Origin of the sequence: Halocalculus aciditolerans, assembly GCF_014647475.1 — an archaeon.
GTDB lineage: Archaea > Halobacteriota > Halobacteria > Halobacteriales > Halobacteriaceae > Halocalculus > Halocalculus aciditolerans.
Genome location: NZ_BMPG01000002.1, coordinates 507,715 through 522,882, shown reverse-complemented (window position 1 = coordinate 522,882; position 15,168 = coordinate 507,715). Strand labels below are relative to the sequence as shown.

The following is a 15,168-nucleotide window of genomic DNA, read 5'->3' as shown; positions in this document are numbered from 1 at the left end:
ATGTGTCGTGAGCGTACGAACACCAACGGATAGTTGGGTTCGATGTCGGTGCATCCAGCAGCTAAACCATACACGCTCGACGGCGTACTCCCCCAGGAGTTGCTCGCGGAGGTCGAACCGGGGACGAACCTCCTCGTGAGCGGTCAGGCGATGACTGGGAAGCGACAGCTCCTGCTCCGCCTGCTCGCGCGCGGCACCGACGACGACGAAGGCGCGGTCGTCGTCACCTCCCGAACTCCCGCCTCGGACGTCGCCGAAGAGTACCGCCCGCTCGTCGACGACGGCACCTTCCTCCGCGTCATCGACTGCGTCAGCTCGCGCAGCGGCGGCGAGGAGAACCTCGACTTCGCGCACTTCGTCTCCTCGCCCGGCGACCTCACCGGCGTCGGCATCCAGTTCTCGGAGATCGCGCGCGAAGCCGAAGAACGCGGCGTCGACCGCCTCCGCATCGGCTTCGACTCCCTCTCCCCGCTCTTGATGTACGTCGACCTCCAGCGGCTCTTCCGCTTCCTCCACGTCTTCACGAGCCAGATTCAGAGCCGCGACTGGCTCGGCCTCTTCTCCATCGACCCCGACAGCCACGACGACCAGGTCGTCAACACCCTCAGCCAGCTCTTCGACGGCCGACTCGAAATCCGGCTCACCGACGACGGCGTCCGCGAAGCCCGCGTCACCGGCATCTCCGCCACTCCCACCGAGTGGGTGCCGCTCGAAGACGCGTAGCGTCGTCGCACCCCGTCCCACACCCTACGTCCCGCGTCGTCGACGCTCCGCGCTGCACGTCGACGACGCCACACGCACCTCGCCGACACCGACGCCGGCGGCACATCTCCGCGAGTCGACACCGATTTCCAGCCGCTCTCCCTTCTCCCGGTATGGACTATCTCAAGTGGGCGCTCGTCGCGCTCGCCGGTTACACCTTCGTCGCGCCGCTGATGAAGATCGCCACCGGCCCCGGCGGCATCCCCTCCACCGTCGCCGCCCTCGTCGCCAACGCCATCCTCGTCCTCGGTACCATCGGCGTCGTCCTCTACACCGGCCTCCCCGTCGTCGACTACCTCACACACCCGCGCATCCCCTACGTCGCCGCCGCCGGCGTCTGCCTCACCGTCGGCATCCTCGCCTACTACAAAGCCCTCTCCACCGGCCCCGTCAGCATCGTCGTCCCCGTCTTCGGGATGTTCCTCGTCACCAGCTCGCTCGCCGGCATCCTCTTCCTCGGCGACGACCTCACCCTCCGCAAGAGCGCCGGCGTCCTCTTCGCCATCGCCGCCGTCTACCTCACCGCCGGCCCGCGCGCCTGAGGAGACGACGCTTCCCGGCCAGCGAACACGACTACGGTATGCGCTCTCGCCCTTCTCGCCGCCGGCTCCTCACAGGAGTCGTGAGCGTCACCGCGACCGCGCTCGCCGGCTGTGTCGACGGGATGCCGCACGACGCCGTCGTCGCCACCGAACCCACTTCCGAACCCGACACTTCGACGGACGGCGTGACCGTCGTCCACTACGCCGACCTCCCCGCCGACGAACGCGCCATCGTCGACGACGCTCTCGAAGACGGCGTCCACCACACCTGCGGTATCCCACCCGCACTTCACGACTTCGCCGACCGCGTCTCCCAGAAGAGTTCCCTCGAACGGAACGGCGACTACTACGGACTCTGGGTCCGCATCAGCGACGTGATCCACGCACACACAGCAGCCCCTCCGAACGCACCCGACTGCTGGCTCTGACGCGCCTCAGACCGACGCGCGTACACGACTGTCTCCCGCTCCTCGCCGCCGGTTGCGAGACTCAAGAGTGAAAGAACTGGTCGAGGCAGAACCAGCATCCCGGACAGTCCAATAAGATATCTTTGAGGGCGCAAATTAATGTGGGCGCAAGGCGTAGCGGGAAGCGATGAGCGGGGACAACCCACCGGATATCGACCTTACCGGAGAATGGGATGCGGCCGTCGAAGGCCGGACGGTGAAGGACCGCGTCTACGAAGTCGCGACGACACTCACAGCGCCGACGTCGGTTGCGGACATCGCCGGGCGTGCGGACTGCACGAAAGAGGGTGCGCGTCCGCATCTCGAATGGTTCGTCGACCTCGGCGTCCTCGAGAAAGTCGCGGACAACCCCGCGCTCTTCGTGCGTAACGAGGCGTACTTCGAGTTCCGGCGCGTCACCGAGCTCGCGCGCGAGTTCGAGACGCCAGCAGCGGTCGCGGACGCGATCGAAGCGTATCGTGAACGGGAACGCGAGCTTTCCGGACACTTCGAGGCTGCGTCCCCCGGTTCGGTCGTCCTCGCCGACGTCGAGTACGACGATCTCGACGAGGCGTACGACCGACTGAGTGAGTGGCGCGCGGTCACTCGACGCCTGCGTGAGCTGCACGAGGCGAAGCTCCGGCTCGAATCCGGCTCCGAGCCAGCACCCGCGTCCTCGTTCCCCTGATGGAGCGCGGTGACGACCTGAACGAGGAACGGCTCCGAATCCTCGGCCGGTATCTCGCCGACCTCTCGCTCGTCGAGACGGTCCAGTATTTCCCCAGCGAAAAAGAAGACCGGGTCGTCGCGGCGTTCGACCACCGTTACTATCCGGACGTCGTCGACGCGTCCCGTCTCGAGTTGCGGCTTCGCTTGAACGGCGATTTCAACGTCCAGTATTTCGAAGAGTGGGCCGGTGAACAGTGGTCGTGTCGCTGGGACCGGCATCCGAACACGCACAACACGCGCGATCACTTCCACGTCCCACCTACGCCGTCCGAAGCGGCCGCCGTCGACGCCTCGTACCCGCCGGATCCAACGGCCGTCCTCCGATGCGTTCTGGAGACGGTCGAACGTCGAATCAACGACCTCTGGACGGCCACGACCGATCCGGTCTTTCCCAGTGAATACGCGTTTGCTGGCGAATACGGTGCGTCGTACCTCGACGGCGACCACGGCTCGTCGTGACCACTCGGTTCGCGGGACGGCCGATGGAACGATGCTGTTACACGTGCCCGGAGACGCGAACGGGCTCGTAGGGTTCCTCTAAGTACTCCATGTCGCTCTCGGAGAGTTTGAGCTCGGTGGCTTCGACGGCATCTTCGAGGTGTTCGACGCTGGTGGTGCCGACGATGGGGGTGGTGACCCAGTCCTTGTGGAGGAGCCAGGCGAGCGCGATCTGCGCCATCTTCACCCCTCTCTCGGCGGCGAGTTCGCGGACGCGCTCGTTGATTTCGGGGCCGCCGCCCTCGCGGTAGGGGTGTTCGTAGAGGTACTCCTCCGATTGGCCGCGGGTCGTCGCGCGGACGTCCTCGTGGGGGCGGGTGAGGTAGCCGCGGGCGAGCGGCGACCAGGGCATCACGGCGATTCCCTCCTTCTCGCAGAGCGGGAGCATCTCTCGCTCTTCTTCGCGGTAGACGGCGTTGTAGTGGTTCTGCATGGAGACGAAGGCCTCCAGGCCCTCGCGTTCCGACGCGGCGAGCGCGTCGGCGAACTGGTGCGCCCACATCGAGGACGCGCCGAGGTAGCGGACCTCGCCTCGCCGGACGGCGTCGTCGAGCGCCGAGAGGGTTTGCTCGATGGGCGTCTGGTCGTCCCAGCGGTGGATCTGGTAGAGGTCGACGGTGTCCATTCCTAACCTATCGAGGGAGTTCTCGAGCTCCTGCTCGATGCTCTTTCGACTCAGGCCGCTGGCGTTCGGGTCGTCGCCCATCGGGTGGTAGACCTTCGAGGCGACGACGTGCTCGTCGCGGTCGTAGTCGTCGAGGACGTTCCCGAGGACGCGCTCGGACTCGCCCTCGCTGTACATGTTCGCGGTGTCGAAGAAGTTGATGCCGAGGTCGATGGCGCGCTCGATGATCTCCCGGGACTCCTCCTCGTCGAGCACCCAGTCGCGCCACTCCGAGGTCCCGAAGCTCATGCAGCCGAGGCAGAGCTCGGAGACCTCCACGCCGGTCCGGCCGAACGTCGTGTACTCCATACGCGGTGGGTCTCGCGGCCGGCAGTAAAAACGTGGTGTGCCGGCGAACGACGACGTCAGGGTCCGTAGTCGCTCGTGGCGCGGCGGAAGCCGGCGTAGACGGCGGCGGCGACGGCGACGAGGCCGGCGAGCGTGAGCCACGTGACGAGCGTGGGGCTGCCGATGGCGAGTTTCGCGGCGACGTTCGCGGGCGACTCCGGGAGGAGGCTGGCCGCGCCGATGGCGGCGAGCGCGCCGAACGAGTAGAGGAGCTGGGCGTCTCTTCTATCTGGGACGCGGAGCGCGAGGGCTTCGCCCGCGCCGACGAGGACGGTGGCGGCGGCGGCGACGAAGCAGAGGAGGGCGAGCGGGTGGGCGACCTGAATGCCGTTGAGCGCGAGGAGGCCGAGCCAGACGGCCGCCTGCACGGGGGCGATGCCCGCGAAGGCGAGCGCTTTCCCGTCGACGATTTCGGGGAGGGAGAGCGGGGCGACGCGGAGGAGCTCTAACGTGCCGCGTTCGCGCTCCTCGGCGAGTGAGTCCGCGGCGATAGAGCCCGAGATGAACGCGGGGAGGACCATCAGGAGGGGGACGAGGACCGTGTAGGCGAACCCGAAGTAGGGGTTCGCGGGGACCTCGTCGGGGACGTCGAGCGGCTGGCGGTGGAGGCGGCCGTCGAGTTCGGCGCGGCGCTGGCGCTCGAACTCCTGGAGGGCGTCCTTGAGCTGGGTGACGATGAGCGTCGTCCGGAAGCTCCCCTCCGGGGCGATGGCCTGTACGGCGACGCGGCCGTTCGGGCGTTCGGTGGCGAGCATGAGCGCGTCGACGCGGCCGCGCTCGAAGGCGTCGCGGGCGGCCGTCTCGGTCTCGAAGGTGCTGACGCGGCGTTCGCTGGCGGCGTCGACGACGGGCGCGAGGTCGTCGGTGGCGTTCCCCGCGACGCCGACGTCGACGGTGTAGCCGCCGCCGGTCGCGCCGGGCTCGTAGAGGCTGACGAGGCCGACGACGAGGAACCCGGAGAACGCGGCGACGAAGAGCTGAATGGCGATAGCGAGCACGATGGTCTTCTCCGCGCGGAGGGAGGCGAGCTCGCGCTTCGCGACGACGAGGCGGGTCACAGCCGCACCCCCAGCACGGCGGCGTTGTAGGCGACGTGAATCACGACCGCGCCCCCGTACGCCGCGAGGTAGGTGGCGCGGGAGCGCCGCGCGCCGAGCGCGGACACCGTCGCCGTGACCGTGTGCAAGACGAGCGGCGCGGCGAGCAGGAGGAGCGGGTCGAGGCCGGCGCTCGCCGACGTGAAGGCCGCGCGCCCGACGTCGAGGGAGGGGAGGCCGACGAGCTGAACGAGGAGCGTGAGCTTCTCGCCGGCGAAGAACCCGACGCCGGCGAGGACGCCGACGACGAGCGCGCTCTTCGTGGTGTCGGGGAAGCGGGCGTGCGCGAAGCCCGCGCGGACGGGGAGGCTCTTCGCGGCTTCCTCGACGAGCGAGACGCCGACGAGGAGGCCGACGACGGCGAGCCCCGTGGGGAGGACGAACGCGATGGCGACGACGAAGAGCTCGGCGAGGAGGACGAACGGGATGAGGAGCGCCGTCCAGAGCGGCACGCGCGCGAGCGACGTGACCGGCGCGGCGAGGGCGTCCATCGCCTTCCCGGGAATCGGCTTCTGCGTGAAGAGGTCTTCCTCTCGGTAGATGCCCGCGCCGAGGACGAAGGAGACGAGCGCGGCGAGGGAGACGGGGAGGGTCGCGAGCACGAACTCGCCGACCCCGATGGGTTCGCCGAGGAGGTCTTTCACGACGAGGCTGAGCGGGCTGATAGCGGCGATTGGGTGGACGTCCGTGAAGACCGCCGGGACGAACGCGTACGCCGTGAGCGTCACGCTCACCGTCACCGTGACGAACGTGAGTTCCTTGTAGGAGCGCGCGAGAAGCGCGCCGAGGAACGTCGTCCCGAGGAAGAGGCCGGCGAGCGGTGCGACGGCGAGCACGGAGAGCGCGCCGCCGCCGACGGCCGCCGCGATGACCGCGCTCACCCCGATAGCGCCGAGGAGATAGGGGAGCGTCTTCCCGACGACGATATCCCCGCGGGAGACCGGTGAGACCAACAGAAGCTCACCCCGCCGGTTGATGCGCTCGTCGATGACGCTCGACCCGTACGCCTGGATGACGACGTTCAACGGGAGGAGGAACGCGAACGCGAGCACGAGCGACGTCAGCGGGAACGGCGAGGAGAGCTGGCCGGGCGTCCCGGACTGCGCGCCGCCGAGCGACCCGCCGAGGCCCGGCAGCCCGCCGCCGCCCACGCCACCGCTCCCCGAACCTGACCCCGCACCGCCGCCGCTACTGCCTCCGCCCGCGGTTCCGCCGCCGTCCGTCGCCCCGCCACCGGAGCCGGAGCCGCCGCCCGCGGTTCCACCGCCGCCACCTGCGGTTCCGCCGCCGCTCCCGCCAGCGCCGGCGGTGACGCCGGTGTCCTGTTCGGCGTAGGTGAGGGTGACGGAGACGGGGAACGCGGCGGCCCGGTCGTCCTCTTCCGCCATCAGGCGGTCGTTGTAGGCGGTGACGGCGCGTCGGAAGGCCGCCGCGGCCGCTCGCCCCTTCTCGGTGTCCGCGTAGGTGACGCGGCCGTCGTCGGCTTGGAGTTCGGCCCCGCTCCCGACCGGCGTGCCGGGGGGGACCGCGCGGAGGGACGCGCTCTCCTCGACGACCGGTCGGTACGCGTCGTCGTCGGTCACGGCGACGCGGTAGACGCCCTGTTCGGGCGACGGCTGCGTCGCGGCGAGCGCCGCCGTGACGCCCGCGAGGACGACGAGGAGGACGACGAGCGCGACGGCCGTCCGCCGCCCCATCGACCCCGCGCCCTTCGCGACCTCCCACCGCGAGATGCGGAGCGTCTTCCGGAGGTTCATCTCCCCGCGACCGCGAGGAAGACGTCTTCGAGGTCGGACTCCCGCGTGCGGATGTCGCGCACCTCCCCACCCGCCGCGTGCGCTTCTGTCCGAATTTCCTCGACGGCGTCCATGTCGGGGAGGACGACGACGTGCGCGCCGTCTCGCTCCTCGCTCCCCGTCACCGGTACGGAGGTAGTGACGCGGTACTCGACCTCGCCGAACTCGCCGCGGATCTCGTCCATCGTCCCGCGCGCGGCAATCTCGCCGTCCACGAGGATGCCGATGCGGTCGCAGACCGCCTCGACTCGGTGGAGGTCGTGCGCGCTGAACAACACCGTCTTCCCGTCCGCCGCCAGCTCGCGCGTGAACTCCTCCAGCGTGTGCTGCGTCACGGGGTCGAGCCCCGACGCCGGCTCGTCGTACACGAGCACGGACGGGTCGTTCACGAGCGACCGCGCGATGGCGACCTTCCGCTTCATCCCCTTCGAGAAATCCCCGACCGGCCGGTCCCGCACGTCGAGGTCGAGGCGGTCGAGCACGTCCGCCATCCGCTCGTCCGCCACGTCCCGCGGCACGTCGTAGAGGTCCGCGAAGAACCGGAGGTAGGACGTCGGCGTCATCTCCTCGTAGAGCGGCGACTCCTCGGGGAGAAAGCCGAGCTCCGTCCGCATCTCCGCGTCCTGCGAGTCGTAGCCCGCGACCGTCGCCTCCCCAGCAGACAGTTCGACCAGGCCCGACAGCATCTTCAGGGTCGACGTCTTCCCCGCTCCGTTCGGCCCGACGAGCCCGAACACCTCGCCCTCGTCCACGTCGAGGTCGATGCCGCGCACGGCCCGCACGGACCCGTAGGTCTTCTCCAGCCCGCGTGCCCGAATCATATGCTGGAACGCGTCCCCCACCCGGTAAGTAGTGTCGGTGGGGTCACCGGTCGATACCTAGCGTTCGGGCGGTTCGACGAACTCGCTCCCGGGTTCGGCTTCGTCGACGGCGAAGCCGGGGCCGTTCGTGGCGAGCTCGATGGTGAGGCCGTCGGGGTCGGCGAAGTAGATGCTCTCGAAGTAGGTTCGGTCGCGGACGTCGGAGACTCTGACTCCCTCGTCGCGGAGGTAGTCGCGCCACTCGCGGAGGGCCTCTTCGTCCTCGACGCCGAGCGCGAAGTGGTGGCTCGCGCCGGGGCCGGGGTCGCCGTCGTCGTCGGGGTACTCGAAGTACGTGACGTTCGTGCCGGGTTCGCCCTCGGGCGTGCTGGAGAAGTAGTAGTGCGGGGTGCCGGGGTCGTCGTAGTTCCCCGTCCGCTTCACGGTGTGGAAGCCGAGGACGTCCTCGTAGAACGCCTTCGTCTCCGCCATGTCGGTGCAGATGTTCGTGACGTGGTGGATGCCGGTCGTCTCGGGGGGACTGCTCACACGTCGAGTGTGGCCGTCCACGGGTAAAGGCGTGGCAGTTACGTCGGCGTCACGGGGCGGCGTCGACGGGGGTTGCGCCGGCGCGAACGCTCTCGAAGAGGCCGTCGAGCCAGGAGACGGCGTCGGGGTGGTCGTTCTCGACGGCGGCGACGTAGCCGTGGTCGCCGGCGGTGACGACGCCGACGCGGTCGTCGCCGGGGCAGCACGCGATGAAGAAGCCGTAGGGGACGCACTGCTCGCGGGAGAGGAGCGTGAGGCGACCGGAGTCGAGCGTCGCGCGGAGGGCGTCGGAGTGCTCGGCGACGAGCGTGTCGAGGACGGCGTCGGTGACGACCATCTCCACGTCGAGGCGGCCGTCGAAGATGCCGTCCGTGAACGCGTCGATGAGGCCGGGGACGACCGTCGTGGCGTACGACCGGACGGTGTCGGCTTCCCGGATGATCTCCTCCATCGTCGTGACGGGCCGGTAGGGAGAGGTCTCGTCGGCGTTGACGACGTTCGCGCCGGCGAAGAACTCGGGGTCGAACGGCGCGTCCGCGGGGAGGTGGGTGAGCAGGCCGTTCGCGCGCTCCACGCCGTCGACGGCGTCGCGCAGGCCGTGGTAGGCGTCGAGGACGAGGCGGCCGGCGAGCGTCAACTGCACGCGGCCGTGCCGGCGCGTCACGACGTCCACGGACTCCAGTTCGCGGACGGCGCGGTCGATGGTCGACCGGGACGCGTCGAGGGACGCGACGAGGTCGGCTTTCGTCGTCTCGCCCGCTCGCAGCTCGTCGAGGAGGGGGCGTCGCTGGCTCACCAATCGCACGAGTTCGTCGACCGTACCCCCAGTCATCTATCACGTCTGGACTCCGCGTCATCATAAACCCCACCGTCACCGCCGTATAAACCACCGAAAATTCCATGCCCTAGTACCGTGGGTTGCGTCATCCGCCGGTGGGTGGATTAATGAGTGTGAGTTCCCTACCCACACACGCTGGTGGTTCGCCACCGGCTGTGCCTCTGTGGGCGTTCCGGCCGCCTCGTCAGCGATCACCGGACGCCCGTCTTCGTTGGTTCTTCTTAGCGCGGTGATTCCGTCCCCCACTCGGCGAGCGCCGCGGCGAGCTCAGGGTGGTCGTCCGCGTACTCGCCGACGGGCACGCCCGCGACGTACGCGTCAATCGACTGGCGGAACGCCTTCGCGCCGGCGCGCGTGCCGTCGGGGTGGCCGTGGATGCCGCCGCCGGCCTGCACCATCACGTCCGTGCCCGTGGTGTCGAGGAGCGGTTCGACGATGCCGGGGTGGAGGCCGCCGGACGCAACCGGAAGAACAGGCGAGACGCCGTGGAAGTCGCTCGCGAGCCACGCGTTAATCCCCACGGTATCCTCGTTCTCCAGCTTCCCGAACCCGGCGGTTCCGGTGTGGATGTGGTCGACGCCGACGATGCGCGCGACCTGCGCGAGGACGCGCATCGACACGCCGTGCTCGGGGAGGCGGTCGAACGCCGCGTGCATCGCGCGGTGCGCGTGAATCGCCAGGCCCTGCTCCTCGCAGCGTTCGCGCACCGACTGCACGGCCGACCAGCCCGCCGTGACGACGTCGACCATGACGAACCCGCCGCCCTGCGCGGCGACCTCGTCGACGCGCTCCAGCATGACGTTCGTCTCGTCCGTGATGTTCACGAGGTAGTCCTTCGCTTCGCCCGTCGCTTCCTGTGCTTCGTCGCGGCGTTCGAGCGACCGCTTCAGGCGCGCGTCGAAGCGGTTGAACGACTGGTCCGTGAGGTTCTCGTCGTCCTTCAGGAGGTCGACGCCGCCCATCCACGCCTCGTAGCCCACGTCGGCGTGCTCCTCCGTGTTCAATCCGACTTTCGGCTTCGGCACCGTCGCCGTCGGCGGCCGACCCTCCGCGTCCAGAATCTCCGTCTTCACGTCGGGGCCGTACTGCGGGCCGAGGAAGGACGTCGCGAGCGACGCCGGCCACTCGCAGTCCAGCAGGCGAATCGTGTCGACGGCCTTCATCCCGAGGATGTTCCCCGCGATACAGGAGAGAATCTGCGGCATATTGCCCGGGTCGAAGAGCGCGTCCGGGTACGCCACCTGAACCTCCCCGCCGTCGGCGTCGCCCGCCAGGTCGAAGGCAATCGCGGAGAGTTCGCGGACGCGTTCGGGGGCGTCGAGCGCCGCCCACGTCCCGTTCGAGGACTCGGAGGCGACGCGGCCCGCGGCCTCCGCCAACGTGAGGCCCTCGCCGGGGACGAGGCGGAACGTGCAGACGAGGTCCTCGGCGGTCGGTTCGTAGGACTCGTCGACGAAGTCGGCGTACTTGATGCTCATACCGTGCGACTTCGACGCCGCGACGCTTGAACCTACGGGACGAGACCGGCCGGGCGACACGGCCAAGTAGTCACCCGACGACCACCCGCTATGAACTCCGGCACGTTCGAGTGGGGCGGGCAGGACGTCCCCGCGGGCGAGACCCACCACGCGTACTATCCGGTGCACGAGTCCTTCCTCGGCGACCCCATCGAGATTCCCGTCACCGTCGTGAACGGCGACGGCGACGGCCCCGTCGTCTTCCTCACCGCCGCCGTCCACGGCGACGAGCTCAACGGCGTCAAAGTCGCCCACGAAGCCGTCGAGCGGTTCGCGCCCGCGGACCTCGACGGCGTCCTCGTCGTCGTCCACGTCGTGAACGTCCCCGCGTACGGCTCACAGCAGCGCTACCTCCCGCTCTACGACCAAGACCTCAACCGGTTCTTCCCCGGGAAGGAGGCCGGCCAGCCGGCGAGCCGCATCGCGAACGCCGTCTACCGCGGCGTGCTCTCGCACTGCGACTACGGCCTCGACTTCCACACGTCGACGCGCGGCCGCACCACCATGTTCCACACGCGCGCCTCCCTCACGGACAACGACGACGTCGCGCGGCTCAACGAGGCGTTCGGCGCGAACGTCACGCTCGTCGGCACGGGCGACGAGGGGCACTCCATCCGCGCGGCCTGCACCGCGCGCGGCGTCCCGACGCTCACCGTCGAGATGGGGGAAGCCCACCGCTTCGAAGACCGCTACGTGTCGCGCGCGCTCGCCGGCATCGAATCCGTCCTCACCGACCTCGGGATGTACGACGGCGAGCGCGTCGAGCCGACGTGGACGCGCGTCGTCGACGCGAACCGCGAGAAGACGTGGGTGCGCTCGAACGCCGGCGGCCTCGTCGACCTCGCCGTCGACACCGGCGACGTCGTCGCCGCCGGCGAAACCATCTGTACTGTCACCGACCACTTCGCCTCGAAGGAAGAAGACGTCGTCGCGCCCTTCCAGGGCATCGTCGCCGGCCTCCTCCAGAACCCCGTCGCCCAGCCCGGCCACCCCGTCTGCCACCTCATCGGCGTCGACGACGACATCGCCGAGAGCATCCAGGACGGCGGCGGGAGCGACTAAACGCCCTCGACGAGCCCCGGGTGGTCCGTCGTCGGGTCGTTCACGGCCGTGGAGACCTCGCGCGCAACGAGGCCGGGGTCGGACGGCTCGAACAGCTCCCGCGGGTCGTCGCCGTGCAGCCACGCGTCCTCGTTCTCCGGCTCGACGACGACGGCCTGCCGGTGGTGGAGGTCCGCGACGACGCCCGCCGGCTCCGTCGTCACCACCGCGAACGAGTGCCGGGGTTCCGCCTCACCGGAGGGCCCGCCCGAGCCGAACTCCCCGAGCCCCGTCTGTTTCGTCTCCGGCGTCCACGTCGCCCAGACGCCCGCGAGCCCCAGCGGCTCGCCGTCCGCGCGTTCGAGGTAGTACGGCGTGCCGTCCGCCCACTCGTAGAACCCGGAGACGGGCACGATACACCGCCTCTCGCGATACGATTCTTCGAACGTCGGCTTCTCCGCGATGGTCTCCGCTCGCGCGTTGATCGGCGGGTTCGTGTCGTCGTCCGCCCACGGCGGCACGAGCCCCCACTGGAACCCCGAAAACGCGTCTGAGTGCTCGTTCGTCTTCACCGGGAGCGTCTCCGACGGCGCGGCGTTGTACGTCGCGTCGAAGTCGCCCGCGTTCGACACTCCGAACCGCTCGTTCAGCGTCTCCGCGTCGTGATACAGCGCGTACCGGCCACACATAGAGGCATAACGGACCGCCGGCCGGAAGGCCGTTCCTATGTCTCCCCTATTCTGCCGACGCCTCCGGGTCGTATTCGTCGAACCACGCGTCGATTGCCTCCAACCTGTGGATGGCGCGGTCCGGGCTCCCGATGGCGTGATGTTCGTCCTGGTAGACGACGAGCTTCGCGGGCACGTCGCGTTTCTTCAAGGAGACGTAGAGCTGTTCGGACTGCGTCGGCGGACACCGCCAGTCGCTCTCCCCTGCCGTGATGAGGAGCGGCGTCTCCATCTGGTCGACGTCGCGGATGCTCGACGACGCGTCGTACTGTTCTTCTTCGTCCCACGGCAGGCCGAAGTCGGCCTCCCACCAGTTCTGACAGTCGTCCGTGCCGAACGCCGAGCGGTAGTCGTAGAGGCCGTGTTCGGCCGCGCCCGCCGCGAACATGTCGGTTTCGGCGACGAGGTAGCCGGTCGTGATGCCGCCGTAGGAGAAGCCGGTGGCGAAGAGGCGGTCGGCGTCGGCGACGCCCGACTCGACGAGGCGCTCGACGCCCGCGATGACGTCGTGCGTCTCCTTCGGCCCCCACTCGCCCGCGATGGCCGCGGAGAACTCGTAGCCGTAGGAGGAGCTCCCCCGGTAGTTCGGCCGGAAGACCGCGTACCCCTGCGTCGTCCAGTGGAGCGTGTCGAAGCTGAACGCCGGGTCGTCGTACGCGATGGGGCCGCCGTGAATCGACGTGACGAGCGGGAGTTCCTCGTCGCCGTCGTAGTCTCGCGGGAGGTAGAGGTAGCCGTGGAGTTCGTCGCCGTCCTCGTTCTCCCAGCGGACGTCCTCGCAGGTCGGCGTCGGCGTCTCCCGCGTGAGCGGCCGATTCAGATGCGTGAGCCGCTCCGGCTCGCCGTCGTCGAGTGCGGACGCAGAGAGCGCGTAGGCGTCGTGGCCCGCGCTCGGGTCCGTGACGGAGAGCGCGACCGTTTTCCCGCCCGTGCCGAGGTGGCGGACGCTCTCGAAGTCGCCCTGCGCGCCGAACGTCCAGCTCGGCTCGTCTTCGCCGTCGGCGTCGAGGAGCGCGAGCCGCGTCCGCCCCTCGTCGCCGAACGCGGTGAGGAGCGTTTCGTCATCTACCCAAGAGAGCCCGGCGTACCGCGCCACCGGCCGGTCGAGACCGCCGGAGACGCTCGCGTACCCGCGCTCCCCAGTGACGTAGACTTCGGGCGGTTCGTACCAGTCCGTGGGGTTCCCGCCGACGAACGCGAGGCGCGCGCCGTCCGGCCCCCACGCCGGCGCGCTCGCCGACACCTCGTCCCCGGTGACGCGGTCGAGCCCCGTTCCGTCCGGCTGAATCGTGTAGAGGCCGACGGCCTTCTGGTCGTCGGGGCGGCGCTCGCGCTTCGAGAGAAAGGCGATACCCGACTCGCCCCACGCCGGGCTGAGCGACGTGCCGTCCGTCCCCGCCGCCGTCCCGTACGCCTCGTCCAGCCGCGTCTCCTCGCGCGTCTCGACGTCGACCACGAAGAGATAGGTCCGCACGTCGTCCAGCCACCCCATCCCGTCCTGCTTGTGCTGGAGGCGCTCCACCTCGATGGGCTCGCCGTCCTCGACGCCGTCGAGATACGCTTCTTGGTCCTCGGTCGGGTCGCGCGCCGCGACGACGAGGCGCTCGCCGTCCGGACTCCAGTCGAACTCGGCGACGCCGCGGTCGCGCTCCGTCACCTGCCGCGCGTCCCCGCCGCGCGCGAGGTCGAACACCCACACCTGCGACGACGGCTCGTCGTCCCCGTTCTCGCCCTCCTCCTCGTCTCCGTCGCGCTCGATGCGGATGCCGGTGTCTCGGTCGCGCGTCGCCGTGAACGCCAGCCGCTCGCCGTCCGGGCTCCACGCCGGCGACCCCGCGCCGGACGCGCGCGTCAGCCGATGCGGCTCCCCGCTCCCGTCCGCCGGCGCGACGAACAGCCCCGACACCCGCTCGTCCTCGACTTCGTCGTACTCCGTCGTCGTGAACGCCACCCGCTCGCCGTCCGGCGACACCGCGAGACCCGACAGCGTTCGGAGGTCGTAGTAGTTCGAGAGGTCCATGCACGCACCTCATCCGCCGCCGACAAGGAGGTTTGGCTGGCGGAACCCCCGACCGGCACAACGCCTTTCACCGTGCCGCGCGCGCCACCGAGTATGAGCGACGCCGACGAAGACCCCGCGATGACCGCGTTTCCCGTACCTGACCGCGACGACCTCCCCGACGACCTCCGCGAGCGCATCGCCGAGGAGACCGAGCGCGCGGGCTTCACGCCGAACGTCTTCGACGCCTTCGCCTACAAGCCGAGTCACTTCCGCCCCTTCTTCGCCTACTACGACGCCCTCTGCGAGGACACCGACCTCACGCGCGCGGAAGTCGAGATGATCATCGTCGCGACTTCGGGGGCGAACGACTGCCTCTACTGCGTCGTCGCCCACGGCGCGCTCCTCCGCGTCTACGCCGACGACCCGCAGCTCGCCGACCAGCTCGCCACCAACTACCGGAGCGCCGACCTCAGCGAGCGCGAGGAGGCGATGGTCGCGTTCGCCGTCAAACTCACGAACGACGTCGAGCGAATCGACGACGCCGACCGCCAGGCCCTCCGCGAAGCCGGACTGAGCGACGAAGAAATCTGGGACGTCGCCGCCGTCTGCGCCTTCTTCAACCTCTCCAACCGCATGGCGACCGTCGCCGGAATGCGACCGAACGACGAGTTCTACGCGCTCGGCCGCGACTGACCCCGCGACCCGTCGTGATTCGACGGCCATCGCTCCGCTCCGTTCACTTTCCGCTCGACGCCGAGCGCGATTGGCGTGGTGTTCCGGTTGAGTGTCCCGAGCGGACGTGAACCTATTT

The 15,168-nt window shown here is 69.4% G+C and carries 16 protein-coding genes; 7 read left to right on the top strand and 9 right to left on the bottom strand.

The genetic code is table 11. From position 1 onward, the window contains the following. Positions 1-42: 42 nt before the first annotated feature. The 5 genes from IEY26_RS09320 (at position 43) to IEY26_RS09300 (ending at position 2,938) form a co-directional block, all read left to right on the top strand. Complete coding sequence (locus IEY26_RS09320) at positions 43-723, top strand: RAD55 family ATPase (protein ID WP_188978219.1); 681 nt, start codon at positions 43-45, stop codon at positions 721-723. A 152-nt stretch (positions 724-875) separates the two neighbouring features. Further along, on the top strand, positions 876-1,304 hold the full coding sequence (locus IEY26_RS09315) for an EamA family transporter (RefSeq protein ID WP_188978217.1): 429 nt from the start codon (positions 876-878) through the stop codon (positions 1,302-1,304). Positions 1,305-1,342: 38 nt separating this feature from the next. After that, positions 1,343-1,732: a hypothetical protein gene (locus IEY26_RS09310; RefSeq protein WP_188978215.1), complete on the top strand. Its 390-nt coding sequence runs from the start codon at positions 1,343-1,345 to the stop codon at positions 1,730-1,732. Positions 1,733-1,898: 166 nt separating this feature from the next. After that, on the top strand, positions 1,899-2,438 hold the full coding sequence (locus IEY26_RS09305) for a DUF7342 family protein (RefSeq protein ID WP_229774002.1): 540 nt from the start codon (positions 1,899-1,901) through the stop codon (positions 2,436-2,438). Then, positions 2,438-2,938: a hypothetical protein gene (locus IEY26_RS09300; protein WP_188978213.1), complete on the top strand. Its 501-nt coding sequence runs from the start codon at positions 2,438-2,440 to the stop codon at positions 2,936-2,938. The genes IEY26_RS09305 and IEY26_RS09300 overlap by 1 nt, the downstream gene beginning before the upstream one ends. Positions 2,939-2,975: 37 nt before the next feature. On the opposite strand, the gene IEY26_RS09295 is transcribed toward IEY26_RS09300, so the two are convergent. From IEY26_RS09295 to rbcL, 7 genes are all read right to left on the bottom strand, one after another. Beyond that, the gene (locus tag IEY26_RS09295; RefSeq protein ID WP_188978211.1) at positions 2,976-3,950 is read right to left on the bottom strand and encodes an aldo/keto reductase; all 975 of its coding nucleotides are present in this window, start codon (positions 3,948-3,950) and stop codon (positions 2,976-2,978) included. 56 nt (positions 3,951-4,006) lie between these two features. Beyond that, on the bottom strand, positions 4,007-5,047 hold the full coding sequence (locus tag IEY26_RS09290) for an ABC transporter permease (protein WP_188978209.1): 1,041 nt from the start codon (positions 5,045-5,047) through the stop codon (positions 4,007-4,009). Continuing rightward, the gene (locus tag IEY26_RS09285) at positions 5,044-6,843 is read right to left on the bottom strand and encodes an ABC transporter permease subunit (RefSeq protein ID WP_188978207.1); all 1,800 of its coding nucleotides are present in this window, start codon (positions 6,841-6,843) and stop codon (positions 5,044-5,046) included. Before IEY26_RS09285 ends, IEY26_RS09290 begins: the two co-directional genes overlap by 4 nt. Beyond that, a complete protein-coding gene (locus tag IEY26_RS09280; protein WP_188978205.1) occupies positions 6,840-7,703 on the bottom strand; it encodes an ABC transporter ATP-binding protein in 864 nt (287 codons plus the stop codon). Before IEY26_RS09280 ends, IEY26_RS09285 begins: the two co-directional genes overlap by 4 nt. Positions 7,704-7,760: 57 nt before the next feature. After that, on the bottom strand, positions 7,761-8,231 hold the full coding sequence (locus IEY26_RS09275) for a VOC family protein (RefSeq protein ID WP_188978203.1): 471 nt from the start codon (positions 8,229-8,231) through the stop codon (positions 7,761-7,763). 49 nt (positions 8,232-8,280) lie between these two features. Beyond that, positions 8,281-9,063: a helix-turn-helix transcriptional regulator gene (locus tag IEY26_RS09270; protein ID WP_188978201.1), complete on the bottom strand. Its 783-nt coding sequence runs from the start codon at positions 9,061-9,063 to the stop codon at positions 8,281-8,283. Positions 9,064-9,290: 227 nt separating this feature from the next. Beyond that, entirely contained in the window at positions 9,291-10,547 is a 1,257-nt protein-coding gene (gene rbcL / locus IEY26_RS09265; RefSeq protein WP_188978199.1) for a type III ribulose-bisphosphate carboxylase, read from the bottom strand. 90 nt (positions 10,548-10,637) lie between these two features. On the opposite strand from rbcL, the gene IEY26_RS09260 reads away from it, so the two are divergent. After that, the gene (locus tag IEY26_RS09260; protein WP_188978197.1) at positions 10,638-11,648 is read left to right on the top strand and encodes a succinylglutamate desuccinylase/aspartoacylase family protein; all 1,011 of its coding nucleotides are present in this window, start codon (positions 10,638-10,640) and stop codon (positions 11,646-11,648) included. Here the strand turns inward: IEY26_RS09260 and IEY26_RS09255 are convergent. Together IEY26_RS09255 and IEY26_RS09250 are read right to left on the bottom strand one after the other, a co-directional pair. Further along, positions 11,645-12,316 (bottom strand): SOS response-associated peptidase, encoded by a 672-nt coding sequence (locus IEY26_RS09255; RefSeq protein ID WP_188978195.1) that lies wholly within the window; start codon positions 12,314-12,316, stop codon positions 11,645-11,647. The genes IEY26_RS09260 and IEY26_RS09255 overlap by 4 nt on opposite strands. A gap of 46 nt (positions 12,317-12,362) precedes the next feature. Continuing rightward, complete coding sequence (locus tag IEY26_RS09250) at positions 12,363-14,375, bottom strand: alpha/beta hydrolase family protein (protein WP_188978193.1); 2,013 nt, start codon at positions 14,373-14,375, stop codon at positions 12,363-12,365. A gap of 93 nt (positions 14,376-14,468) precedes the next feature. Between IEY26_RS09250 and IEY26_RS09245 the strand changes: the two genes are divergently transcribed. Then, a complete protein-coding gene (locus IEY26_RS09245) occupies positions 14,469-15,050 on the top strand; it encodes a peroxidase-related enzyme (protein ID WP_188978191.1) in 582 nt (193 codons plus the stop codon). Positions 15,051-15,168: the final 118 nt, after the last annotated feature.

Bases quoted from the DNA above. Each gene is read 5' to 3' on its own strand.
- IEY26_RS09310 (WP_188978215.1), top strand. From the start codon at position 1,343: ATGCGCTCTCGCCCTTCTCGCCGCCGGCTCCTCACAGGAGTCGTGAGC.
- IEY26_RS09300 (WP_188978213.1), top strand. From the start codon at position 2,438: ATGGAGCGCGGTGACGACCTGAACGAGGAACGGCTCCGAATCCTCGGC.
- IEY26_RS09255 (WP_188978195.1), bottom strand. From the start codon at position 12,316: ATGTGTGGCCGGTACGCGCTGTATCACGACGCGGAGACGCTGAACGAG.
- rbcL (WP_188978199.1), bottom strand. From the start codon at position 10,547: ATGAGCATCAAGTACGCCGACTTCGTCGACGAGTCCTACGAACCGACC.
- IEY26_RS09270 (WP_188978201.1), bottom strand. From the start codon at position 9,063: ATGACTGGGGGTACGGTCGACGAACTCGTGCGATTGGTGAGCCAGCGA.
- IEY26_RS09320 (WP_188978219.1), top strand. From the start codon at position 43: ATGTCGGTGCATCCAGCAGCTAAACCATACACGCTCGACGGCGTACTC.
- IEY26_RS09280 (WP_188978205.1), bottom strand. From the start codon at position 7,703: ATGATTCGGGCACGCGGGCTGGAGAAGACCTACGGGTCCGTGCGGGCC.
- IEY26_RS09315 (WP_188978217.1), top strand. From the start codon at position 876: ATGGACTATCTCAAGTGGGCGCTCGTCGCGCTCGCCGGTTACACCTTC.
- IEY26_RS09285 (WP_188978207.1), bottom strand. From the start codon at position 6,843: ATGAACCTCCGGAAGACGCTCCGCATCTCGCGGTGGGAGGTCGCGAAG.
- IEY26_RS09295 (WP_188978211.1), bottom strand. From the start codon at position 3,950: ATGGAGTACACGACGTTCGGCCGGACCGGCGTGGAGGTCTCCGAGCTC.
- IEY26_RS09250 (WP_188978193.1), bottom strand. From the start codon at position 14,375: ATGGACCTCTCGAACTACTACGACCTCCGAACGCTGTCGGGTCTCGCG.
- IEY26_RS09245 (WP_188978191.1), top strand. From the start codon at position 14,469: ATGAGCGACGCCGACGAAGACCCCGCGATGACCGCGTTTCCCGTACCT.
- IEY26_RS09260 (WP_188978197.1), top strand. From the start codon at position 10,638: ATGAACTCCGGCACGTTCGAGTGGGGCGGGCAGGACGTCCCCGCGGGC.
- IEY26_RS09305 (WP_229774002.1), top strand. From the start codon at position 1,899: ATGAGCGGGGACAACCCACCGGATATCGACCTTACCGGAGAATGGGAT.